The 24,568-nt window shown below is 51.8% G+C and carries 23 protein-coding genes; 21 read left to right on the forward strand and 2 right to left on the reverse strand.

Features of this window, described 5'->3' with window-relative positions:
• The first annotated feature begins 274 nt into the window (after positions 1-274).
• The 3 genes from OCT58_RS05085 to OCT58_RS05095 are packed head-to-tail and all read left to right on the forward strand — an operon-like array spanning position 275 to position 3,950.
• On the forward strand, positions 275-2,038 hold the full coding sequence (locus OCT58_RS05085; RefSeq protein ID WP_267201803.1) for a putative glycosyltransferase family protein: 1,764 nt from the start codon (positions 275-277) through the stop codon (positions 2,036-2,038).
• Positions 2,039-2,075: 37 nt separating this feature from the next.
• A complete protein-coding gene (locus OCT58_RS05090; RefSeq protein ID WP_267201804.1) occupies positions 2,076-2,774 on the forward strand; it encodes a ribonuclease H family protein in 699 nt (232 codons plus the stop codon).
• Positions 2,775-2,789: 15 nt separating this feature from the next.
• On the forward strand, positions 2,790-3,950 hold the full coding sequence (locus tag OCT58_RS05095; protein ID WP_267201805.1) for a hydroxymethylglutaryl-CoA synthase: 1,161 nt from the start codon (positions 2,790-2,792) through the stop codon (positions 3,948-3,950).
• 47 nt (positions 3,951-3,997) lie between these two features.
• On the opposite strand, the gene lexA is transcribed toward OCT58_RS05095, so the two are convergent.
• Positions 3,998-4,624 carry a transcriptional repressor LexA gene (lexA, locus tag OCT58_RS05100; protein WP_267201806.1) on the reverse strand — a complete coding sequence of 209 codons (627 nt, stop codon included), beginning with the start codon at positions 4,622-4,624 and terminating at the stop codon, positions 3,998-4,000.
• A gap of 159 nt (positions 4,625-4,783) precedes the next feature.
• On the opposite strand from lexA, the gene OCT58_RS05105 reads away from it, so the two are divergent.
• Positions 4,784-5,035: a DUF896 domain-containing protein gene (locus OCT58_RS05105; RefSeq protein ID WP_267201807.1), complete on the forward strand. Its 252-nt coding sequence runs from the start codon at positions 4,784-4,786 to the stop codon at positions 5,033-5,035.
• 81 nt (positions 5,036-5,116) lie between these two features.
• Complete coding sequence (locus OCT58_RS05110; RefSeq protein WP_305069090.1) at positions 5,117-5,338, forward strand: YneF family protein; 222 nt, start codon at positions 5,117-5,119, stop codon at positions 5,336-5,338.
• 37 nt (positions 5,339-5,375) lie between these two features.
• On the opposite strand, the gene OCT58_RS05115 is transcribed toward OCT58_RS05110, so the two are convergent.
• Positions 5,376-6,014 (reverse strand): lysophospholipid acyltransferase family protein, encoded by a 639-nt coding sequence (locus OCT58_RS05115; RefSeq protein ID WP_267201809.1) that lies wholly within the window; start codon positions 6,012-6,014, stop codon positions 5,376-5,378.
• A 96-nt stretch (positions 6,015-6,110) separates the two neighbouring features.
• On the opposite strand from OCT58_RS05115, the gene OCT58_RS05120 reads away from it, so the two are divergent.
• The 16 genes from OCT58_RS05120 (at position 6,111) to infB (ending at position 24,562) form a co-directional block, all read left to right on the forward strand.
• Positions 6,111-6,869, forward strand: coding sequence for a tRNA1(Val) (adenine(37)-N6)-methyltransferase (locus OCT58_RS05120; RefSeq protein WP_267201810.1), 759 nt, complete (start codon positions 6,111-6,113; stop codon positions 6,867-6,869).
• A complete protein-coding gene (locus OCT58_RS05125; protein ID WP_267201811.1) occupies positions 6,856-7,164 on the forward strand; it encodes a GIY-YIG nuclease family protein in 309 nt (102 codons plus the stop codon). Before OCT58_RS05120 ends, OCT58_RS05125 begins: the two co-directional genes overlap by 14 nt.
• A gap of 163 nt (positions 7,165-7,327) precedes the next feature.
• Positions 7,328-8,122 carry a 30S ribosomal protein S2 gene (gene rpsB / locus OCT58_RS05130; protein WP_267201812.1) on the forward strand — a complete coding sequence of 265 codons (795 nt, stop codon included), beginning with the start codon at positions 7,328-7,330 and terminating at the stop codon, positions 8,120-8,122.
• A 111-nt stretch (positions 8,123-8,233) separates the two neighbouring features.
• Positions 8,234-9,109 carry a translation elongation factor Ts gene (gene tsf, locus OCT58_RS05135; RefSeq protein WP_267201813.1) on the forward strand — a complete coding sequence of 292 codons (876 nt, stop codon included), beginning with the start codon at positions 8,234-8,236 and terminating at the stop codon, positions 9,107-9,109.
• A gap of 82 nt (positions 9,110-9,191) precedes the next feature.
• Positions 9,192-9,914: a UMP kinase gene (gene pyrH / locus OCT58_RS05140; RefSeq protein WP_267201814.1), complete on the forward strand. Its 723-nt coding sequence runs from the start codon at positions 9,192-9,194 to the stop codon at positions 9,912-9,914.
• A gap of 3 nt (positions 9,915-9,917) precedes the next feature.
• Positions 9,918-10,481 carry a ribosome recycling factor gene (frr, locus tag OCT58_RS05145; RefSeq protein ID WP_267201815.1) on the forward strand — a complete coding sequence of 188 codons (564 nt, stop codon included), beginning with the start codon at positions 9,918-9,920 and terminating at the stop codon, positions 10,479-10,481.
• A 184-nt stretch (positions 10,482-10,665) separates the two neighbouring features.
• Positions 10,666-11,385 carry an undecaprenyl pyrophosphate synthase gene (gene uppS, locus OCT58_RS05150; protein ID WP_438361113.1) on the forward strand — a complete coding sequence of 240 codons (720 nt, stop codon included), beginning with the start codon at positions 10,666-10,668 and terminating at the stop codon, positions 11,383-11,385.
• A 16-nt stretch (positions 11,386-11,401) separates the two neighbouring features.
• The gene (locus OCT58_RS05155; protein ID WP_267201817.1) at positions 11,402-12,187 is read left to right on the forward strand and encodes a phosphatidate cytidylyltransferase; all 786 of its coding nucleotides are present in this window, start codon (positions 11,402-11,404) and stop codon (positions 12,185-12,187) included.
• Between the two features lie 23 nt (positions 12,188-12,210).
• Complete coding sequence (gene rseP, locus OCT58_RS05160) at positions 12,211-13,485, forward strand: RIP metalloprotease RseP (protein ID WP_267201818.1); 1,275 nt, start codon at positions 12,211-12,213, stop codon at positions 13,483-13,485.
• A gap of 24 nt (positions 13,486-13,509) precedes the next feature.
• Complete coding sequence (locus tag OCT58_RS05165; protein ID WP_267201819.1) at positions 13,510-15,240, forward strand: proline--tRNA ligase; 1,731 nt, start codon at positions 13,510-13,512, stop codon at positions 15,238-15,240.
• A gap of 86 nt (positions 15,241-15,326) precedes the next feature.
• Complete coding sequence (locus tag OCT58_RS05170) at positions 15,327-19,658, forward strand: PolC-type DNA polymerase III (protein WP_267201820.1); 4,332 nt, start codon at positions 15,327-15,329, stop codon at positions 19,656-19,658.
• A gap of 202 nt (positions 19,659-19,860) precedes the next feature.
• A complete protein-coding gene (gene rimP, locus OCT58_RS05175; protein ID WP_267201821.1) occupies positions 19,861-20,334 on the forward strand; it encodes a ribosome maturation factor RimP in 474 nt (157 codons plus the stop codon).
• 17 nt (positions 20,335-20,351) lie between these two features.
• Positions 20,352-21,641, forward strand: coding sequence for a transcription termination factor NusA (gene nusA, locus OCT58_RS05180; RefSeq protein ID WP_267201822.1), 1,290 nt, complete (start codon positions 20,352-20,354; stop codon positions 21,639-21,641).
• A 36-nt stretch (positions 21,642-21,677) separates the two neighbouring features.
• A complete protein-coding gene (gene rnpM / locus OCT58_RS05185; RefSeq protein WP_267201823.1) occupies positions 21,678-21,983 on the forward strand; it encodes an RNase P modulator RnpM in 306 nt (101 codons plus the stop codon).
• On the forward strand, positions 21,970-22,284 hold the full coding sequence (locus OCT58_RS05190; RefSeq protein ID WP_267201834.1) for a L7Ae/L30e/S12e/Gadd45 family ribosomal protein: 315 nt from the start codon (positions 21,970-21,972) through the stop codon (positions 22,282-22,284). Before rnpM ends, OCT58_RS05190 begins: the two co-directional genes overlap by 14 nt.
• 13 nt (positions 22,285-22,297) lie before the next feature.
• A complete protein-coding gene (gene infB / locus OCT58_RS05195; RefSeq protein ID WP_267201824.1) occupies positions 22,298-24,562 on the forward strand; it encodes a translation initiation factor IF-2 in 2,265 nt (754 codons plus the stop codon).
• Positions 24,563-24,568 lie beyond the last annotated feature (6 nt).

Here is a 24,568-nt window from a genome sequence, read left to right on the forward strand (position 1 = left end):
AAGGCCACCTAATTAGTAACCGCGATTACTACTTAGGTGGCCTTAAAATTAACGAATTACTTTTCAAACGACATCCTGTAAGAACCGACCACTAATTGTCAAGCTCTTAACTTAATGACATTGCTTGATATAGAAGGGTTCTTTTTATTTGTCTATCATTTCATTTGTCCATCAATCTTTATTTCCCCAAGGAAAATTAGTGTGGCCTTCCATTTTATTTCATACTTGCTGGTTATAATTCTTCCAAGACTAAATCGGTAAGGGTGGAATAGCTATGACAAAATGCCAGCGGCTTAAACTGATTCTCAAAAATAACTATGCTTGCATTCTGATCGTCTTAACGGCTGGCGGCTTGCTTCTTAGCCAAACAATTACTAATCATCCCATCGTTGGCGCCGATAGTGTTTTTCACTACAATCGTTTTTACGAGACCTATTCACAGCTGCGTAAGAACAATTTTAGCTGGTTTCAATCAATCTACAGTTTTAACCAGAGCGGCCGAATCGTGAATGCCGTCTATGGCCCACTCTTTGCCTATCTTAACGGCCTCCTGTTGTTTGTGGTCCACAGTTGGGCCCAGTATCAGCTTTTAGCGAGCTTGATCATTTATTTAATTGCAGGCTATGGAATGTATCGACTAGTTCGGCGTTTTGAGCTTTCGCAATTGATTGCCGCACTAACGGCCAGCGTCTACTTAACGATTGGCTGGGTCTCCCGCTGGCAAACGGGAAATAACGCTACTGCGCTCGGCGCGATGCTAGCCCCGTATTTGCTGCAGGTTCTTTTCTGGATAGTCACGGATTCCCAGCACCCGATTCATTGGAAAAGTCTGGCACTACTGATGAGCATTACGATTGAGGTTCACTTGCTCAGTGCCATCTTGTTTATGCTCCTATTGGTTCCCGCCTGGCTGTATGGATTAAAAATTGCGGTGGCCAAGCGCCAGGTATTGGTTCAAACGGGGAAGGCGGTCGGTGTAACACTGATTTTAACGGCCAATACCCTGGGACCGCTAATCTTTTTGAGCCTAACCAACCATCTGGTCATGCCGGCGGACTTCGATGTCATCAAGAATACGTTGCGTCTCGATCCGTTTTCCAACACCCGCACCTCGATTACCATCTTTTTTCTGAGTATCCTCTTGTGCCAGCTCCTTTTTGCTGCCGTTACTTGGCGAAAGAACCGCTTGAACTTAGTAGTCACAGTCACGGGTTTTATCTTTTTGTGGGGTAGTTCGCACTTTTTCCCGTGGACGCGTCTGGTTAAAATCTTTCCAAGCATTAGTCGCTATCTGCAGTTTCCGGTGCGTCTGACGATTCTGACTTATCCTTTACTGATGCTTGGGATGGCATTTTCCTTTGGTCTAATTATGAATCAGCGCGGTCCCAAACTCGCTTGTCGCTTTGGTGGCACTGTCTTAGTACTGCTTTGGCTGATCTGCTTGGGTCAGGCCGGCCGGGTAATTAATCATCGAGCGCAAGTCGGCTTCATGCCACGGGTCTTAGAAAGCAAGACGACTTCCGTGGGAAAGGATAATAGTGCTAAGGATCGGCAAGAGGTTCTGCAGGCGACCCGCGCGAGCGACTACCGTCAGTTCTTAAAAGAATTGCAAAAACGGATTCCAGACTACCTAGCGTCTAAAAGGGCAAACACTTCGGCGATGGTAGCTGCTGAGAGCTATGCCAATTCGGTGGTCGATCGGGTCTCCAACGTTCAAATTCGGGCAGTTAGCGGGGGCCGACTGAAACTAACCTGGTCCACGACAAAAAAGGGGACCAAACAATTGCCAGTTGTAACCTATCGGTACTCTAAATTGATTGTGAATGGTCACCAGGTTAACCATTTTACACGGTCGCTGATCGGCTCCCCGACGGTTAAGCAACAAAAGGGACGCAACGTTGCCTATTTAGTCTATGTTCCGCCGACATGGCTTAACGGGTTGATTGCCGTTTCGCTGTTGGCTTGGCTATTATGGGCAGGGGAGATACTTCGTGACTGGATAAGGCCTAGGTGTAAAATTGGCAAGCGTCCGCAATAGTGTATAATGGAACGGTGATGAGAAAGGATTGGGATCAATGACAAAAAAGTACTACGCGGTTAAGCGTGGCCGGATACCCGGTATTTATACCACCTGGGCGGAATGCCAGCGCCAGGTGAGTGGCTTTTCCGGTGCGGTCTACAAGAGTTTTACCAGTCGCCAACAGGCCCTGACCTGGCTGCAGCAGCCCCAACCAAGGCAGCATCGTCCTCAGCAGCTACAGTTAGCGTTGGGTGACCAGGGACGCCCAACGCAACCGGCAGCAATCAAACTGTATACCGATGGGGGCTCACGCAATCATGGCAATAAACGGGGCCAGCACGTCAAGACGAGTGACAGGGCAGCCTGGGCCTACTTGATTGAGTACCAGGGCGCCCAGCAAACGGGAACGGGCGGCGAATACGGTGCCACCAACAACAAGATGGAAATTCTGGCTCTGATAAACGCTCTGCAGTTCCTGCTAGACCACCATCTTAATAATGAAACGATCGCGGCTACCTTGGATTCCCACTATGTCTTGGACCCGATCACGAAGGGCTGGCTTTATGGCTGGCAGCGCCGGGGCTGGCGAACCGCGTCTGGCTCGCCGGTGGCTAATTCTGAGCAGTGGCAATTGCTGCTGCGCCTCTTGCCGCAATTTGCCCACTTGTCTTTTCAATGGACGAAGGGGCACGCGGACAACCGAGGGAACAATATTGTGGACGGCCTGCTAAATCAAACAATGGACAAAATGTAAAATGGGGATGAAGAAATGAAGATTGGAATTGATGAAATGGCTTTTGCGACCACGGATCAGTACATTGACCTGCGTGAATTAGCAAAAAAGCGCGGTGTTGATCCCAATAAGTACACCATCGGCATTGGCCAGGATCGGCAGGCGGTGGTTCCGCCCACTCAGGATATCGTTACTCTGGGGGCGGCTGCAGCCGAGAAGCTGCTAAACGCAACGAATGTGAAAACCATTTCGACGATCATTGTGGCCACCGAATCAGGAATCGATAATTCCAAGGCCAGTGCGATCTACATTAAACATCTGCTGGGATTAAACGATTTTGTGCGCACCGTGGAACTCAAGGAAGCCTGTTATTCCGGGACCGCGGCCATTCAGTTTGCCCGGGGGCTAGTGGCGTTAAATCCACAGGAAACGGTGCTGGTCATCGCGGCCGACATTGCTCGCTATGGCTTGAATACTCCCGGTGAGGTGACCCAGGGTGCGGGGGCCGTGGCGATGCTAATTGGTGCCAACCCGCATGTCTTAGCGATCGAACCGACGGCGGTCTCCTACAGCAAGGACATCATGGACTTCTGGCGACCACTTTACGCCACCGAGGCAATGGTGGACGGGAAGTACTCGACCAACGTCTACATCGATTTCTTCTTGCAGACTTTTACCCGTTATCAGCAACTGACCGGGCGACGGCTGGAGGACTTTGCCGGAATGGCCTTCCACCTGCCATTTACTAAGATGGGGAAAAAGGCGTTGGAGGCACTGCTGGGTCAGCGAACTGACCCGACTGCTCAGTGGATGCGGGAGCAGTTAACCGCCGAGCAGGTATATTGTCGGCAAGTTGGCAATCTCTATACCGGTTCGCTCTACCTGGGATTGATGTCGTTGTTGCAAAATGGCCAAGCCCGGGTCGGTGATCGGCTGGGCCTGTTTAGTTACGGCTCCGGGGCCGAGGGCGAATTCTATAGCGGCATCGTCCAGGAAGGCTTTGCCAAGCACCTCAATGACATTCAAGCCGACCTGGCCGCGCGGCACCAGGTTTCAATTGATGAATACGAACAGCTTTTTAACGCCCAACTGGGAATGAATTCGGCAGACCAGCAGTTTGACCTGACCACTGATCAGCTGCCATTTGTACTAGCGGGGCAAGAAAATCATCAACGCATCTATCAACGTAATCAATAAAAAAATCGGCAGTGCACGCTTGAATGCACTGCCGATTTTGGTAACTATTAAAAGATATGATCACGGAAGAGCCCGACAACCTTACCGAGGATCTTGACGTTTTGCAGGAAAATGGGGGCCATGGTGTCGTTCTCCGGTTGAAGACGGAAACGGGTCTTTTCCTTGAAGAAACGCTTGCAGGTGGCTTCGTTGTCGTCGTTCATTGCGATTACGATGTCACCATTCTTCGCCGTGGATTGCTTGCGGACGATGACCTGGTCGCCATTCAGAATGCCGGCCTTGATCATACTGGTGCCGCGAATTGTTAGCATGAAGAGGTCGTTATTATCTTGGATCGAAGGGGGAATTGGGAAGAAGTCCGTTGCATCTTGGACCGCCAAGATTGGCTGCCCGGCGGTAACAACCCCCAACATGGGGATTTTGGTTTGCATTGGCTTAACACCGAGCAGATCCAACCCCTTGGGTGTGATCTCAAGTGCCCGGGGTTTCGCCGAGTCCTTGCGTAAAAAGCCCTTGTCAATCAGGCGGGTAATGTGTCCGTGGACGGTTGATGTCGATGATAGGCCCACCGCACTGCAGATCTCCCGAACCGTCGGCGGATAGCCGTGTTCGGTGACCTGCTTGTGGATGTAGCTTAAGACCGCCATTTGTTTGTTTTTAGCAGCTCTTGGCATACTTACACCTCATTATTACTTATTATGTAAAGGATACCATAGCAGAAATTGTATTTCAAACGTACGTTCGTCACCGTTTTCCGTATACGGATAATTTGCAATTAAAGACCAAATTCGGTAAAATCTAAGCCGTTAGAATAGGAAAGGAAGGGTCCGTGGATGACTGAATCAAAGGAACAGGATGAACTGTTAAAGCGAATCAATGAATTGGCCCACAAGAACAAGACAGAAGGGCTGACCGAACCGGAAACCCGGGAACGGGAACGGCTGCGGCGTGAATATATCAAGAATTTCCGCAAAGCAATGCGGAGCAATATTGAGATGATGCGGATCTTTGACAAAAACGGCAAGGAAGTTACTCCCGAAAAGGTTCGTCAGATTCAACGCAAAAAAGGCCTGCGCGACGATTAAGTCCAGATTTTACCTTTTCAAGCGTCCCGCGATCGTGTAAGATGGAAAGGTAACTAACCAAAGGAGGAATTAGTCGTGGGTATGACAATTTTATGGACCATCCTGGGATTATTGGTTGGCCTGGTTGTCGGTTTCTTCGGCGCCCGTAAGTACATGGAAAATTACCTTCGTAATAATCCACCGATTTCTGAAGAAATGCTGCGGACAATGATGCTTCAGATGGGACAGAAGCCTTCGAGCCGGAAGCTTCACCAGATGATGCAGACCATGAAGACACAAGCGCGGAAAGCAAACCGCAAGTAAAAATAAAAGGGATGCCGGAACGCATCCCTTTTATTTTTTAGAAATTATCATCCTTGGGTTTAGGTGGCATGATGTAATGGAAATCGGGGTTGATCTGGGAGTCGAGCTGGTCGAAGGCAGTTTGCATTTCCTGCTCGATCTTGGCCTGATTCTCGTCCGTCAGCCGCATCTTGCGATCGATATAGATTGGCTTACCAAAGGCGATGTTGCGGGGTTTGCGGCTAAAGAGCTGTCCGAACTTCAATGGACCCTGGTAAACCACGGGCACGAGGGGAACGCCGGCCATCTTGGCGATCACGACCGCACCACCTTTGAGCTTTGCCGAGTAGCGCGAGCCGGTCGGAAAGATGATCGTCGACAGGTCGGTTTTGCGCAGCATTTTGACCGGTGTCTTAATCACTGACGGTCCCGGATTCTTCCGGTCGACCGGGAAGGCGTTGAGGGCCCGGAGAAATTTGTTGGCGAGCGGGTTTTCGAACAGTTCCTTCTTGGCCATGAAGCTGAATTTCTTCGGCCAGATCGCCAAAGCAATCAGGACCGGATCCATCCAGGTGCGGTGGGGAGCGACGACTACGTAGTTCCCTTCCGGCAGGTTTTCACGATTATAAATTTTCGCCCGGCCATTGATCAGGTTGAGCAGCGGATTGACAATTTTTACTAGAAAATTATAAAGCATCTTTTTTCTTCCAATCAAATTCAAATTACTTATCTAGCCCCTAAGTATGACGAAAAAGCTTAGAAGATGCAAGCGGAAAAGAAAGGAAAGAAGTAAATGGAACCATCATCACTACTGAAGGACGATGAGCGCATCGACCAACTTTACAGTCAGGATGTTCAGATTATTCAGAGCCCGAGCTGCTTTGCTTTTTCACTGGATGCGGTCCTGCTCGCCGACTTTGTCCGGGAAAATCATCGTCACAAGCTGAAGACGGTCGACCTCTGTGCCGGCAACGGGGCAATCGGACTCTTCCTACATAATAAACTTGGGGGGACTTTTACCGAGGTCGAATTACAGCCCCGGATCGCGGACATGGCCAAGCGCAGCATTGAACTCAACGGCTTGGGTGATCGTTACCGGGTGCTGAATATGGACATTAAGGATGTCTTCACCCAGGTTCCCAAGGACTCGGCTGACGTGGTACTATGCAACCCGCCCTATTTTCCGGTGACGGCCAAGAGCCAGAAGAACCCGAATCGCTACCTGGCCCTGGCCCGACACGAGATCGCAACCAACCTGCAAATGGTGGCTCAGCAGATGAGCGGCCTGTTAAAGATGAACGGTCACGGTTACCTAGTTCATCGGCCGGACCGGCTGACTGAAATTCTGACGACGATGCAAGAGTGGCGGTTGGTTCCCAAACGATTGCGTCTGATTCATCCCAAGGCCCAGCGCGACGCTAATATGCTTCTCCTGGAAGTCATTAAGGACGGCAAGCCGGGTGGATTAAAGGTCGTACCGCCACTGGTCGTCAGCGGGGATGATGGGGAGTATTTGCCGGAGGTGCAAAAATTGCTTTATGGCCAGCAGTAAGTATTACATTTACGTTTTATACTGCGCCGATGATACGCTTTATTGTGGCTTTACCAATAACGTTGCCCGCCGCTTTGCCACCCACCAAGCCTGCCACGGCGCCAAGTACACCCGGGTACGCCGGCGTCACCCGCTCCGCCTGATTTATCAGGAGGAGTTTGCCAGCAAGCCCGCTGCTCTGAGTGCCGAGTATCATTTTAAGCACCAGCCCCGCGCTGCCAAGGTTCGCTATCTTAAAGAACACGGGGTGATCGTCAGCCAATACTACCGAATCAACCACCACCAGTCAATTTAATGATCAAAAAGCTTGTCATTGGACAAGCTTTTTTGTATACTATTAAACGGTGTTTAACAACATATAACACACCTATGGTGATAATTCGGGACGTGCTTTTCACCTGAAAAGTTCCTGCAATTAACTGAGCCATGGGGAGGAAAAACATTTTGGAGGTTTATTTATGTCTGTTGTTACTATGAAGCAATTGCTTGAAGCCGGTGTCCACTTCGGTCACCAGACTCGTCGTTGGAACCCAAAGATGGAAGAATACATCTTCACGGAACGGAACGGTATCTACATCATTGACCTGCAGAAGACGGTCAAGATGATTGACACTGCTTACAACTACGTGAAGGACGTTGCTGCTAAGGGCGGCGTTGTTCTCTTTGTTGGTACCAAGAAGCAGGCTCAGGATTCTATCGAAGAAGAAGCTACCCGTGCCGGCCAGTACTACGTTAACCACCGTTGGTTAGGTGGTACCCTGACCAACTGGAAGACCATCCAATCCCGGATTGCTCGTCTGAAGGAACTCAAGAAGATGAGCGAAGACGGTACCTTTGATGTTCTGCCAAAGAAGGAAGTTGCTGTTCTGACCAAGCAACGCGAAAAGCTGGAACGGTTCCTGGGCGGGATCGAAGACATGCCACGGATCCCAGATGTAATGTACATCGTTGACCCACACAAGGAACAAATCGCCGTTCACGAAGCACAAAAGCTGCACATTCCAATCGTTGCCATGGTCGACACCAACACTGACCCAGATGACATCGACTACGTAATTCCATCAAACGATGATGCTATTCGTGCCGTTCGTCTGATCACTTCAAAGATGGCTGACGCCGTTGTTGAAGGTAAGCAGGGTCAAGACGACACGCAACAAGCAAGTGACGAAGCTGCTGAAGACAACGCCGAAGACACGACTGTTAGCGAAGATTCTCTGCAGAACCTGAAGAACAGTGTTGAAGGTAAGGACTAAAATTAGTTATTAAATACTTGGGCTGTTTTGTGTTATGGACCATTGTGGCCCTAAGTACAAACAGCCCATTTTTTATTAAATCCCAGGGATTATCAAAGGAGAGATCTAGTCATGGCTGAAATTAAAGCTGCTCAAGTTATGGAATTACGGAAGAAGTCCGGTGCCGGAATCATGGATGCCAAGAAGGCATTGGTTGCCAGCGACGGCGACATGGACAAGGCAATGGACTACCTGCGTGAAAAGGGGATTGCCAAGGCTGCTAAGAAGAGCAGTCGGGTTGCTGCGGAAGGTCTGGCTGACATCGCAGTTAATGGCAACACCGCTGCCATCGTTGAACTGAACTCCGAAACGGACTTCGTGGCTGCTAGTGAACCATTCAAGGCCCTGCTGAAGGAAGTTACCAAGCTGATCAGTGAAAACAAGCCTGCCAACGTTGAAGAAGCACTGGCCATCAAGACGGCTAACGGAACGTTGAACGACGACATCATCAGCACCACCCAAAAGACCGGTGAAAAGGTTAGCCTGCGGCGGTTCACTGTTGTTGAAAAGAACGACGGCGACAGCTTCGGTGCTTACCTGCACCAGGGTGGCCAAATTGCAGCCTTAGTTGTTCTGGAAGGCGCTAACGAAGCCACTGCTAAGGACGTTGCAATGCACGTTGCTGCCATCAACCCTGAATTCATGACTCGTGAAGAAGTTTCTCAAGACCGGCTGGACCACGAACGTGCCGTCTTCAAGGAAGAAACGTTGAACGAAGGTAAGCCTGAAAAGATTGTCGACAAGATTGTCGAAGGTCGGCTCAACAAGTTCCTGTCCCAGATCTGCCTGGCTGACCAGGACTTTGTTAAGAACCCAGACCAAACGGTTGCCGAATACGTTGCTGCCAACGACGGTAAGCTGAAGTCCTTCATCCGTTACGAAGTCGGTGAAGGGATCGAAAAGAAGCAGGATGACTTCGCTCAAGAAGTTAAGGACCAAATGAACTAAGGTTCGATTGGCGAAAGGACGTACTCGCTGTAGTGCGTCCTTTTTTACAATACGTCACTTAACAAATTCCTAGGAGGAAACTATGGCTAATATTAAGTATAATCGTGTAATCCTTAAGCTTAGCGGCGAAGCACTGGCCGGTGAAAAGGGCTTCGGCATTAATCCACCTGTCTTAAAGGACGTTGCCAAGGAATTGAAGGCGGTTCATGACCTCGGCGTTCAGATTGCCATCGTTGTCGGTGGTGGTAACATGTGGCGGGGCGTGACCGGCGAACAGCTGGGAATGGAACGGGCCCAGGCCGACTACATCGGGATGCTGGCCACCATCATGAACGGTCTTTCCCTGCAGGATGCTTTGGAATCAATCGACGTGCCAACCCGAGTTCAGACCTCGATTGAGATGCGGCAGATTGCCGAACCATACATCCGGCGCAAGGCTATCCGGCACCTGGAAAAGAACCGGATTGTGATCTTTGCTGGTGGCACGGGGAGCCCATACTTCTCCACTGACACTACGGCGGCATTGCGGGCTGCTGAAATCAACGCCGATGCAATCCTGATGGGAAAGAACGGCGTCGATGGCGTTTACTCTGCCGACCCGAACAAGGATCCCGAGGCTGCTAAGTTTGATCACCTGACTCACATGGATCTGATTGAAAAGAACCTGCACGTGATGGACACGACTGCTAGCTCGTTGTCGATGGACAACCACATTCCGCTGGTCGTCTTCAATCTCAACACGCCAGGAAACATTATGAAGGTTGTTACCGGCCAGCACGTCGGCACGACCATTGAGGGGGACTAAATTATGGCTAATGGAAATGAAATTTTAAAGAGTGCTAAGGACAAGATGAAAAAGTCCGGGGAAGCTCTGCAACGGACCCTGGCCGACATTCGGGCCGGTCAAGCCAACGCGAGCTTGCTGAACTCGATCAAGGTTGAATACTACGGAGCTCCAACGCCACTGAATCAGGTGGCTTCGATCACGATTCCGGAAGCCCGGCAACTGCTGATCACCCCGTACGACGGGAGTATCCTCGAAGAAATCGAACGAGCAATCTACGCTTCTAACCTGGGCCTGACACCGCAAAACGACGGGACCGCCATCCGGTTGATCATCCCACAATTAACGGAAGACCGCCGGAAGGAACTGGTTAAGCAGGTTAAGGCTGAAATGGAAAAGTCCAAGGTGGCTGTTCGAAATGTCCGGCGTGAAGCCATGGACGACCTGAAGAAGGGGAACAAGGACGGCGACTTTAACGACGACGTCTTCCACGACCTCGAAAAGAAGGTTCAAGACGAGACCGATGCCGGCATCAAGAACCTGGAAGACATTGCTGCTGCCAAGGAAAAAGAACTGCTGGAAGGCTAATTGAATTTGAGCGCAATCGACGAGGGTGGGGCACACCATCCCCGTCTTTTTGCTTTTCTATCAAGTAGCTTTTTAATCCGAGCAGCTTTATAATTAATGAGTGAAAATTTGATAAATCTTAGCAACGGAGGCGAAATATTTGTTTTCCAGTAAGAAAGATGTTAGCCAAGAGCAGGCACTGGATATGAGCCGCATTCCGGCCCACATCGCAATCATCATGGATGGCAACGGTCGCTGGGCACAAAAGCGGCACCTTCCTCGGGTGGCTGGTCATAAGCAGGGAATGCAAACCGTCAAGACAGTCACCATGGCCGCCAGTGACTTAGGTGTCAAGGTTCTGTCGCTTTATGCTTTTTCGACTGAAAATTGGAAGCGGCCCAGCTCCGAGGTTAACTACCTGATGCAGCTGCCGATCCGCTTTTTCTCCACCTTTGTTCCCGACCTGGTCAAGCACAACGTTCGGGTGATGGTGATGGGCGACACAACGCGCTTACCTGAAGCAACGCAAAAAGCGGTCAACGATGCCATTAAGGATACGGCTGACTGTGACGGGATGGTGCTAAACTTTGCCCTTAACTACGGCAGCCGGGACGAGATTACCCGGGCGGTTAAGCAAATTGCGAGCGAAGTTCAAGACGGCCAATTAGACCCGGCAAACATCACGGAACAGACGATCAGCGACCATTTGATGTCGGCGCCGCTTGGTGAGCTAGCTGATCCAGACCTCTTGATTCGGACCAGTGGTGAGGAACGGATCAGCAACTTCATGCTTTGGCAGATCGGTTACAGTGAGCTAGAGTTTGTCGACGAGCACTGGCCGGACTTCGATGGTGATTCACTGAAGCGGGCCATCATCGACTTTCAGGGCCGCCACCGACGTTTCGGTGGGCTTGTCAATCAATAAGGAGGATTTGAAATAAATGAAAACACGGATAATTACCGCGGTAGTTGCCCTGGCGATCTTTATTCCATTGATCGTCTACGGACACTGGCCGCTAACGGTTGCGGCCGTGGCGTTGGGAATCATTGCCATGTCGGAAATTTTGGTCATGAAGAAAATGTTTTTAATTTCCTTTGAGGCCATCGTCAGTTACCTTGGGGTGGCACTCTTAATCCTGCCCGATAGCTGGCTGGACTTTTTGCCGAGCGTGGCAACTCGCTGGTTCGGCTTTTACGTTTTGGTAGTTTTGCTACTGTTGCACACGGTTTTGCGCAAGCAGCGGTTTACCTTTGACGATGCCGGGGTCTTAACGCTGGCAATGCTCTACATCGGGCTGGGTTTCCACTACTTTGTGGCTGCCCGGGCGGTGAACTTCACGACCCTTCTGTACGGGATGCTGATTGTTTGGCTGACCGACAGTGGCGCCTACTTGATTGGTCGTAAGATTGGGAAGAATAAGCTGGCACCGAAGATCAGTCCCAATAAGACTTGGGAAGGTTCCATCGGTGGGACCGTCTCTGCCAGCATCATCCTGGCGATTTATCTTTACTTCCTACCAGTTGGCGGTGCCTGGTTGCCGATGGTCCTTTTGACAATTATTCTGTCGATCATGGGCCAATTTGGTGACCTGATCGAATCGTCCTTGAAGCGTTTCTACGGGGTGAAGGATTCCGGAAAGATCTTGCCGGGTCACGGTGGAATTCTAGACCGGTTTGACAGTATGCTGATTGTAATGCCGATGCTGCACCTGCTCGGCATTATTTAGCGGCAACGTAAAGAAGTGATTTTTTGATAGTAACGATTATTACCTTTATCCTGGTCTTCGGGATCCTGGTCCTGGTGCACGAATACGGCCACTATTTTTTTGCCAAGCGTGCCGGAATTTTAGTTCGAGAATTTTCCATCGGGATGGGGCCGAAGATCTGGTGGAAACGCAAGAACGGCACTACCTATACGGTCCGGATCCTGCCGATTGGGGGCTATGTCCGTCTGGCCGGGAATGACGATGAGGACCAAGACGAGCTGCGTCCTGGGACCCCGGTGACGATCCAGCTCAATGAGCAAAACCAGGTCGTCACGATTAACGCCAGCTCTAAGGGATCGCTTTTTCAAGGAATCCCGTTGCAGCTGGTTGATTGTGACTTGACAGACGAGCTGTGGATCAAGGGCTACGTCAACGGTGACGAGACCGAACTAAAGAATTACGCCGTTAACCATGATGCGGTGATTATCGAGCACGATGGGACCCACGTGCAGATTGCACCGAAGGACGTTCAGTTCCGCTCGGCCAGTCTGCCAGCCCGAATGATGACTAATTTTGCTGGGCCGATGAATAATTTCATCCTTTCGCTGGTCGTCTTCATCATCCTCGGCTTTACCCTGAGCGGGGTGCCAACTAACAGCAACAAAATTGGCCAGGTCAACGCCCATTCCGTGGCTTCCCGGGCCGGTTTAGTGGCCGGGGACCGCATCACCAAGGTAGGGAAAACCAAGGTCAGCAACTGGAGCAAACTGGCAACCAGTATTTCGGACAAACCGGGCAAAACGGTACAACTGACCTATGTTCATGACCACCACCAGCACACGGTGAAGGTTAAGCCCAAGGCGGTTCACCAGGGGAAGCAAGTCGTCGGCCAGATTGGAATTCTAGAAGAAGAAAATACCAGCGTCAAGGCCCGCCTAAGCTTTGGCTGGCAACGGTTTGTTCAGGCCGGCACCTTGATTTTTAGCGTGCTGGGGAGTATGTTTACACATGGCTTTAGCTTAAACGACCTTGGTGGTCCGGTGGCAATCTATGCCGGCACGTCCCAGGCAACGGCCCTCGGTTTTAACGGGGTCTTAAACTTTCTGGCATTACTGTCGATCAACTTGGGGATTGTCAACCTGTTGCCAATCCCAGCCCTCGACGGTGGAAAGCTGTTATTAAATATTATTGAGGCAATCATTCGTCGACCAATCCCCGAAAAGGCAGAGGGGATTGTGACGATGATCGGTTTCATGTTACTAATGCTATTGATGATTTTGGTGACCTGGAACGACATCCAGCGTTACTTTATTCGTTAAACGAGTTTGGAGGAATAGTTTTTTATGCGACAATCAAAGGTTTTGATTCCAACCAAGAAAGAGGCACCAAGCGATGCCGAAGCCTTGAGCCATCAGATGATGGTTCGGGCCGGCTACATCTACCAGGTTTCCGCCGGAGTTTGGTCCTACCTGCCACTGGCCTACCGGGTGATCCGCAAGGTTGAAAACATCATTCGCGAGGAGATGGACCGGGCGGATGCCGTTGAGATGATGATGCCAGGACTTTTACCTGCCGATCTATGGAAGGAATCAGGCCGTTACGAAACTTATGGTGACAACCTTTTTAAGTTAAAGGACCGGCGTGATCGGGACTTTATCCTGGGTCCAACCCACGAGGAAACCTTTACGGAAGTGATTCGTGACAGCATCAAGTCCTACAAGAAACTGCCCCTGGTTGTTTACCAGCTGCAGGACAAGTTCCGGGACGAGGATCGGCCGCGTTACGGGATCTTGCGAGGCAAAGAATTCGAAATGCTGGATGCTTACTCCTTCTCCGCGGATCAAGCGGGACTGGACGAGGCTTATGACAAGCAGGCCCGGGCCTACCGGAACATCTTTGACCGAGTCGGCCTGAACTACAAGGTCATCCTGGCCGATTCTGGAACGATGGGGGGCAAGAACTCTCAAGAATTCTCCGCACCCGCTAAGGTTGGTGAAGACATCATTGCTTACACCGACGGGACTTACGCTGCCAACATTGAGAAGGCCACCAGCAAGTTTACCGGTGTTCAACAGACTGCTGAACCGGCGGAGCTGACCAAGAAGGCAACGCCGGGCGCCCACTCCGTTGATGAAGCGGCCGAAAGTCTGGGCATCCCTGCTGATCAGATCCTGAAGGCAATGTTCTTCATGGCTAAGATGAGTGAGGACGAGTACCAGCCAGTTATGGTTCTGATGCGGGGCAACGACGAGGTAAATGAGGCCAAGGTCAAGAACGCCCTGGACTGCGAAGACCTGACGCTGGCCGATGAAGAGGATGCCGTCAAGTACCTTGGCGCTCACCCGGGTTCCCTGGGCCCAGTTGGCGTTGGCGAAGATGTTCAGATCCTGGCCGACAACTACGTCAAGGTTCTGGTTAACATGGCCTGTGGAGCCAATGATGATGGCCACCACTACATCAATGCCAACATTAACCGCGACTTCCGGGTGGACCAATTTGGTGACTTCCGGAACGTCAAGGAGGGGGAGATTGCTCCTGATGGTCAGCCGCTGAAGTTCACGCCGGGGATCGAAGTCGGTCACATCTTCAAGCTGGGGACCCACTATTCCGAAAAGCTCGGTGCCCAGGTACTTGATAACAACGGTCGCCTGGTCGACGTGATCATGGGTTCATACGGAATCGGGGTTACCCGGTTGCTCTCCGCGGTGGCCGAACAAAATGCGGACGAAAACGGTCTGGTCTGGCCAGACAGCATTGCACCGTTTGACGTTCACGTCATTCCGGTCAATGCAAAGAAGGATGATCAGATGGCCATGGCTGACGAGCTGGACAAGCAGCTGACCGCTGCCGGTTACGAAGTGCTGGTTGATGACCGGAAGGAACGGGCCGGTGTTAAGTTTGCCGACTCCGATCTGATTGGTCTGCCAATCCGGATTACGATTGGTAAGAAGGCGGCCGATGGAATCGTGGAAGTTAAAATCCGTAAGACCGGTGAGACCATTGAGGTCAAGCAGGAAGAAGTCGTCAACACGGTTGGCATCCTGCTGAAGCAATTGAATGGCGAAGCGAAGTAAAACAGGTTAAAATAAACGCAGGAAAAAATGTGGTTGCAAAGCTAATGAAGGATTTGCACCACATTTTTAGATAGGAGGATATTAGCTTGGGTTTGAATCGACACGAACTGTTTGGCAAATTAATGGAACAGATTCACTTCCCGGAAAAGGACAATGCCGCCTTTCAAAGTGCCGCCATCCAATCGGTGGTGGTTCACAAGAATTCGCGGGTGTGGGAATTTCACCTGCTCTTTCGTCAGGCGCTGCCCTTCAGTCTGTTTCAGGAATTAATGGCGGCCCTGACCCGGGGCTTTAGCGATATTGCCGGGGTACGGGTCCAGATTAGCAGCCCGATGACCGAATTGGACCAGCAGAAGATTGGTGACTACTGGGAATACATCGTCGATGAAACGGCCCAGGACTCAGCGATGCTGCGTCAGGCCTGCATGCAGACCAGCCCCGAGGTCAAGGACGGCCGGGTCACCCTGGTGGTGGAAAATGAAGTGGTCAAGGATCTCTTAGTACAAAAGCTCCTGAGCCGGGTTGAACAGCGCTACCAGGAACTGGGCTTCCCTAAGTTCCGGATTCACCCCTTCGTTGACGAGTCGGCCTCCCAGGCGATGATCAAGGAACTTAAAGCTAAGCATGAGGCGGCCGACGCGGCCCTGGCGGCTAAGGCGATGGCCCAGATCAAGAAGAACAACGCCAAGGCCAAGAGCCGTGCCAAAAAAGACGCACCCACACCAGCCGATGGTCCGGCTCAGCTTGGCCGAGTGATCAATGACCAGCAGCCGGTGGTCCAGATGAAGGACATTCAGGGCGAAGAGCGTAACGTGGTCGTTGAGGGCTACGTCTTTAACTCTGAAGTGCGCGAACTGCGATCTGGCCGGCAGCTGCTGACCTTTGAAATTACCGACTATACCTCTTCCTTTGCGGTTAAGAAGTTCTCCCGCAACGCCGACGATGAAGCCCAGTTTGCCAACATTAAGGCGGGGATGTGGCTGAAGGTCCGCGGACCGGTGCAGGAAGATACCTGGATGCACGACCTGGTGATCAATGCTTACGACATCAACCAGATCCAACATACCCAGCGTCAGGACAAGGCACCAGACGATGATAAGCGGATTGAACTTCACGCCCACACTGAGATGAGCCAGATGGATGCCACCAATTCGATTACCGAGCTAGCTCAGCGTGCTCACCAGTGGGGCCATTCGGCAATCGCCGTGACTGACCACGGGAACGTCCAGGCCTTTCCGGAAGCATTTAAAGCCAGTAAGAAATTTGGAATCAAGATGCTTTACGGGATGGAAGCCAACGTGGTCGACGACGGGATTCCACTGGTTTATAACGAAAATCACGCAACCCTAAAGGGCAACACCTACGTGATCTTTGACGTGGAAACCACCGGGCTGTCCGCCATCTACGATAAGGTGATTGAACTATCCGCCGTTAAGATGCAGAATGGCAACGTTCTAGAGCGCTTTGACGAATTCATTGACCCTGGCTTCCCGCTGTCGGAACAGACAACCAACCTGACCAGCATTACAAACGAAATGGTGCACGGCTCAAGGACCGAAGAAGAAGTCTTTAAGATGTTTAAGGACTTCTGTGATGGCTGCATCATCGCCGGGCATAACGTTTCCTTCGATATGGGCTTCATGGATACCGGTTATCGGCGCCACGGAATGGAAGAGATTACCGAACCGGTCATCGATACCCTGCCACTAGCACGGTTCCTCTATCCAGAAATGCGGGGCTACCGGCTGAACACCCTGAGCAAGAAGTTCAAGGTCTCGCTGGAACACCACCACCGGGCCAACTACGATGCGGAGGCCACGGGACACCTGCTTTACAAGTTCCTCAAGGACGCCGAAAAACGGTATGAGATTCGTTACGTGGACGACCTTAACAAGCACATGGCCGATAACGATGCCTACAAGCACGGGCGACCATATCACGTGACTTTGCTGGCCCAAACCCAGGCTGGCTTGAAGAATCTCTTTAAGCTGGTCTCCTTTGCCAACGTCAAGTACTTCCACCGGGTACCGCGGATTCCGCGGACGGTGCTGGAGAAGTACCGCAAGGGAATCCTGCTGGGGACCGCCTGCTCATCTGGCGAGGTCTTCACGGCAATGATGGAAAAGGGGTACCCAGTTGCGCTGCGCAAGGCCCAGGACTACGATTTCATCGAGGTCCAGCCCAAGCCAAACTACGCGCCACTCTTGGAGCAGCACGTGATTGCCGACGATGCCCACTTGGAAGATATTCTTAAGAACATGGTCAAATTGGGAACGGAACTCAAAAAGCCGGTGGTGGCGACCGGTGACGTTCACTACCTGGATCCCCACGATGGTATCTACCGCAAGATCTTGATCAATTCTCAGGGTGGCGCTAACCCACTGAACCGAACTCAGCGTCCCGACGTTCACTTCCGAACGACCGATGAGATGCTCGACGAGTTCAGCTTTCTGGGGACGGATAAGGCCCACGAGATTGTCGTTGACAATACCCACCAGGTGGCCGACATGATCGATGATGATATTCGACCGGTCAAGGACCGTCTTTACACGCCGCACATGAAGGGGGCCGAGCAGGAAATTCAGGACCGAACCTGGAATACTGCCAAGGCCTGGTACGGGGATCCACTGCCAAAAATTGTTCAAGACCGGGTGCGCCTGGAATTAAACAGTATCGTCAAGAACGGGTTCTCGGTTATTTACTTGATTGCCCAGCGGCTGGTTGCTAAGTCCAACAAGGATGGTTACCTGGTTGGGTCCCGGGGGTCCGTTGGTTCCAGTGTGGTGGCCACCCTGTCAGGGATCACCGAGGTTAACCCGTTGCCACCGCACTATCGTTGTCCGAAGTGTAAGTACTGCCACTTCTACACCAAGGGTGAATACAGCTCGGGCTTTGACCTTCCCGAACGCAAGTGCCCGAAGTGTGGCACCCTCCTGGTCAAAGATGGGCACGATATTCCATTCCAGACCTTCTTAGGGTTCAAGGGGAACAAGGTGCCGGATATCGATCTGAACTTCTCCGGTGACTACCAGCCGATTGCCCACAACTACATGAAGGTCCTCTTCGGTGAGAAGAACGTTTTCCGGGCCGGGACGATCGGAACGGTGGCCGATAAGACCGCTTATGGGTATGTCAAGGCCTACGAGCGGGACAAGGATATTCAGTTCCGCGGGGCCGAGGAAGATCGGCTGGCCAAGGGCGCAACTGGTGTCAAGCGGACGACCGGTCAGCACCCAGCCGGGATCATCATTGTTCCCGACGATATGGATATCTACGACTTTACACCGGTTCAATACCCGGCCGACGACCAAAACGCCGCTTGGGAAACGACCCACTTTGATTTCCACTCGATCCACGATAACATCCTGAAGATGGATATCCTGGGTCACGATGACCCGACGATGATCCGTGCCCTCCAAGACCTTTCCGGGATCAACCCGCGGACGATTCCAATGAACGATCCGGGTGTCATGTCGCTCTTCTCCAGCCCGAAGCAGCTCGGTGTGACCGAGGAACAGATCCAGAGTAAGACCGGGACGCTGGGACTGCCGGAATTCGGGACCCGCTTCGTCCGGGGGATGTTAAACGACACTCACCCGAAGAACTACTCACAGCTGCTGCAGATTTCTGGCCTCTCGCACGGGACCGGGGTGTGGCTGGACAACGCCCAGGAGCTGATCAAGGAGGGGACGGCCACGATTGCCAACGTGATTGGTTGTCGTGACAACATCATGACCGACTTGATCCACTATGGGCTGGATTCCGAAACCTCCTTCCAGGTGATGGAATCCGTTCGGCATGGCCGGGGAATCCCGGACGAATGGCAGGAAAAGATGCGCAAGGCTAACGTCCCGCAGTGGTACATGGATTCCTGCCTTAAGATCAAGTACATGTTCCCGCGGGCCCACGCCGCCGCCTACGTCTTGATGGCGCTGCGGATTGCCTACTTTAAGGTCTACTTCCCGTTGGTCTACTACTGCGCCTACTTCTCCGTGCGGGCCGATGACTTCGATGTCGTTGCCATGGCTCACGGCAAGGACGCCGTCAAGCACCGGATGGCGGAGATCAGCCAGCAGGGGAACGACGCCACCGCCAAGGACAAGAATCTACTGACGATTCTGGAGCTGGCCAACGAGATGCTGGAGCGGGGCTTCAAGTTCAAGATGGTGGATTTGAATCGTTCCGATGCTTCAAACTGGTTGATTGACGGTGATAGCTTAATCGCGCCGTTCCGGGCCGTTCCAGGGCTGGGACTAAGTGTTGCCAAGCAAATTGTGGCCGCCAGAGAGGAAAAGCCCTTCCTGTCGAAGGAAGACCTGGCCGACCGGGGCAAGGTTTCGCAGACGCTCATTGACTTTCTCACCACCAATCATGTTTTAGACGATTTGCCGGATGAGAACCAGCTGAGCCTGTTCTAAAAGCAAAACTACGGAATAAAATTTGCACCAACCGTTAACGAAGCTAATCACTTTGTCAATGGTTGGTGTTTTAGTTTGTCTTTAGTTTGTCTTTAGTTTGTCTTTACAATGTAATTATGTTAAACTAAGTCATGGTAAATAACTCGTGGGAGTGAGCAGTGATGCTCGCTCTTTTTATTGCAAACGATGGAGGTGACAAAATATGAGTACTGTTGTCGAAACCGTCAAGGGACTGGTTGAACCGATCCTGGCAGAACACGACTTCTACCTTTACGACATTGAATTCGTCAAGGAGGGGAAGAGTTGGTACCTGCGGGTCTACATTGACAAGGACGGCGGAATCACTCTGGAAGACTGTGCGACGGTCAGCGATCAACTGAGCGAGGCCCTGGACAATGTCGAGCCTGACCCGATTCCCCAAGCCTACTTCCTGGAGGTGTCATCACCGGGTGCCGAACGGCCGCTGAAGAATGAACAGGATTACCAGCGGGCGGTTAATGATTACATCCACGTTTCTCTCTACCAGCAAATCGATGGCAAGAAGGTTTACGAGGGAACCCTGACCAAGCTGTCGGATAAGGAATTAACGTTGGATTACATGGACAAGACCCGTCATCGCCAGGTCGTCATCGACCGGAGTAAAATTGCCCAAGCACGGTTGGCAATCAAGTTTTAATTAAAGGAGTGTCTCAAGTGAGCAAGTCAAGAGTCAATGAGGAAATGATTGGCGCCCTGAACTACCTGGAAAAGGAAAAGGGGATCAAGAAAGAAGTTATTATTGACGCCCTCGAGCAAGCGCTCGAAACGGCCTACAAGCAAAACTATGGTGAGAAAAACGTTGAGGTTGAATTTAACTCTCTGACCGGTAACATTCGAGTTTACGCGGTTAAGACGATCACCGACGATGAAGAAGCCGTCGAAAATGACCCGAACGAATTCATGAGCTTAGAAGCCGCCCGGAAGCTGCCTCACGGCCAGGGCTACGATGTTGGCGACGAAATTCGTGAAGAGGTGACGCCACGCAACTTTGGTCGGATCGCTGCCCAAACTGCCAAGCAAGTTGTCATGCAACGATTGCGGGAAGAAGAACGGAAGATCATTTACAATAAGTACAAGACTTACGAAAACGAGATCGTTACCGGTGAGGTTTCTCGGGAAGACAAGCGTTTTACCTACGTTGATCTTGGTGACGGTGTCGAGGGGGCAATGGGCTTCCGGGACAAGATGCCAAACGAGCACTACCACGTTCACGACCGGATTCAGGTTTACGTTTCCCGGGTCAACGATGACAAGCGGGGACCGCAGATTTACGTTAGCCGGACTGCTCCGGAACTGTTGAAGCGGCTCTTCGAACGGGAAGTTCCAGAAATCAAGGATGGGACCGTTCTGATTGAAAACATCGCCCGTGAAGCCGGTGACCGGGCCAAGGTCGCGGTTTACTCCAACGATCCAAATGTTGACCCAGTCGGCACCTGCGTTGGTCCGCGGGGCTCCCGGGTTCAGGCAATCGTCAACGAATTGGATGGCGAAAACATGGACATCGTTGAATACGTCAAGGATCCAGCCCAGTTCATTGCCAACGCCCTCAACCCGGCCGACGTCCAGGACGTGATCTTCAACGAACCGGAAGAACAACCGGCACCAGAAGTTGAAGACGTAGACCAGTCGGCAGAAGATCAGGCGGACACTGACACGGACGCACCTGAGACGGAAGAAAACAGTGCAAGTGAAGCGCCAGCACCAAAGGAAGTTGAGCGTTCTTGCACGGTTGTGGTTCCCGACAATCAATTGTCACTGGCCATCGGGAAGCGGGGTCAAAACGCCCGGCTGGCTGCCCGGCTGACCAAGTACAAGATTGATATCAAGTCCGTTTCTGAAATGGAAGAGCTGGAAAAGCAGGAAGCCATGGCTGATGAGGATGCACCGGCGAAGACCGATGACGCACCCGCAGCAAGCGATGATCAACCAACGGACGCAGAATAACAGTAGAATTAATAATTGAGCAACGGGGTGAAAATAATGAAAAAGAGAAAAATACCGATGCGCAAGGATATTGTAACGGGCGAAATGATGCCCAAGCGACAATTGATCCGGGTCGTTAAGAACAAGGATGGTGAGGTTTCCCTCGACCCAACCGGTAAGAAAGCCGGCCGGGGGGCCTACATCGCCGTTGACGTTGCCATTGCCAAACGGGCCAAGGCGGAACGGACCTTTGAAAAGGCCTTTCACGTGGATTTAGATGACTCATTTTACGATGAGTTGATCCAGTACACTGACCACCTGCAGGCACGGCAAGAACTCTTTGGCAAAGATGCAAAAAACTAATCAAGAAGCGATCTTGAATCTGCTGGGACTTGCCCGTCGCGCGGGTCAGCTGACCAGTGGCGAGGGGATCGTCTTAAAAAACATTCAAACGAATAAGGCAAAGTTTGTCTTCCTCGCAAGTGATGCGGGTGCGGCGAGCGTGAAGAAGTTTACCGACAAGTGTAAGTTTTATCATGTCCCGTGCGACCAGCACTTTACGCGGGAACAACTCAGTCAGGCAACGGGCCAGGCAAGAACCGTTTTTGGTGTGATGCAATCTGGATTTGCAAGAAAGTTTGAGGAATTAACAACAATGGAATAAGGAGCGTGAGCGTATGGCCAAGGAACGAATTTATGAACTAGCAAAAGAGCTCAAGATGCCAAGTAAGAACTTGGTGAAGGTGGCAAAGCAGCAAGGCATGGCGATTAAGAGCCACATGTCTTCGGTAACTCCCGAAGAAGCCAATAAGCTGCGCAGCGTTGTGAAGAATGGTGGCGCTAAGCCGCAGGCAAAGGCTAAGCAGGCTCCCCAGCCAAAGGAAAAGCCTGCCAAGCACCAGGAGAACCATTCTCATAACAAGGGCCAACAAAAGGCTAGTCAGCAGCATGAGGATCGTCACGAACACAAGGCCAACCATGCCGAAGCGCAAACCCGGCGTGAAAATAACGAAAACAATAACCACCAGCGTCATAATGGTGGGGGCCGGTTCGGCGGCAGCTTAAACAACAATAACAATAACCGCCACAACAAGAAGCGCAACAAGCGGAACAAGCACAATAAGAACCGCCGTCTCCGTGAGGTTGAGCACAAGCAGCCAACCCAGCGGAAGGATAAGCCATTACCGGACGTTCTGGAATACAGCGAAGGAATGAACGCCCAAGACCTGGCCAAGCTCTTGCACCGGTCACCAGCTGAGATCATTAAGAAGCTGTTCATGCTGGGGGTAATGATCAACCAGAACCAGTCACTGGACAAGGACACGATTGAACTTCTGGCTGCTGATTACGGCATCGAAGCCAAGGAAAAGGTCGAAGTGGATGTTTCCGATATCGACAAGATCTTCGAGGAAGAGGAAGAAAACACCACCCACCTCGTTTCACGGCCACCAGTTGTCACGGTCATGGGTCACGTTGACCACGGGAAGACGACCCTGCTGGACAAGCTGCGTCACTCCCACATCACCGAGCACGAAGCCGGTGGGATCACCCAGGAAATCGGTGCTTACCAGGTTCACTACAATGACCAGCTAATCACCTTCCTGGATACGCCAGGGCACGCGGCCTTCACCGAAATGCGTGCGCGGGGTGCTGACATCACTGATATCACCGTGCTGGTGGTTGCGGCTGATGACGGGGTCATGCCACAAACGGTCGAGGCCATCCACCACGCCCAAGCAGCGAAGACACCAATCATTGTTGTCATCAACAAGATTGATAAGCCGGGTGCTAACCCCGACCGGGTCACCGAAGAGCTGGCCAAGTACAACCTGATCCCTGAAGACTGGGGTGGGGACACGATCTTCGTCAACATCTCAGCCAAGTTTGGTAAGAACATCGACGAGCTGCTGGACATGATTCTACTCCAGGCCGAAATGATGGAATTAAAGGCTAACCCAGACCAGAACGGTGCCGGTTCCGTTGTCGAAGCACGGCTTGACCAGGGTAAAGGTCCAGTTGCGACCGTCCTGATTCAGCAGGGGACCCTTCACGTTGGGGACCCAGTCGTTGTCGGCAATACCTTTGGTCGGATTCGGACGATGACCAACGAAAATGGTCGCCGGATCAAGTCTGCTACACCAGCCACACCAGTTGAGATCACCGGGTTGAACGACGTGCCGGAAGCCGGGGATCGGTTCGTGGCCTTCGACGATGAAAAGACGGCGCGGGCAGCTGGTGAAGCCCGGGCAAAGCAGGCTCAGGAAAAGGAACGGCAACGGACTTCTCACGTTACCCTGGACAACCTCTTTGCTACGATGCAGAAGGGGAAGATGAAGACCCTGCCACTGATCATCAAGGCCGATGTGCAGGGTTCCGTTGAGGCCCTGAGCCAGAGTCTGCAGAAGATCAAGGTTGACGGCGTCCGGGTGGACATTATTCACCAGGCCGTTGGTGCCATCAGCCAGAGCGACGTTACCCTGGCCGAAGCTTCCAACGCCGTTATCATTGGTTTCAATGTTCGGCCAACACCAGTTGCTAAGTCGCTGGCTGACTCCAATAACATCGATATTCGGCTTCACCGGGTCATTTACAAGGCCATCGAGGAAGTTGAAGATGCCATGAAGGGGATGCTGGAACCAGTCTACAAGGAAGAGACGATTGGTGAAGTTGAAGTTCGTCAATTGTACAAGGCTTCCAAGATTGGGACGATTGCCGGTGGAATGGTTACTTCCGGTAAGATTACCCGGGACTCCAAGGTTCGTCTGGTTCGTGACGGCGTGGTCGTTTACGAAGGTGAACTGGGGAGCCTGAAACGATTCAAAGACGATGTTAAGGAAGTCAAGGCCGGCTTTGAATGTGGGCTGACGATTGCCAACTACAACGACATCAAGGAAAACGATGTGATCGAAGCTTACCAAATGAAGGAAGTTCCGGTTAAGTAGAACTGA

It is taken from the genome of Limosilactobacillus kribbianus (assembly GCF_026413145.1).
GTDB lineage: Bacteria > Bacillota > Bacilli > Lactobacillales > Lactobacillaceae > Limosilactobacillus > Limosilactobacillus kribbianus.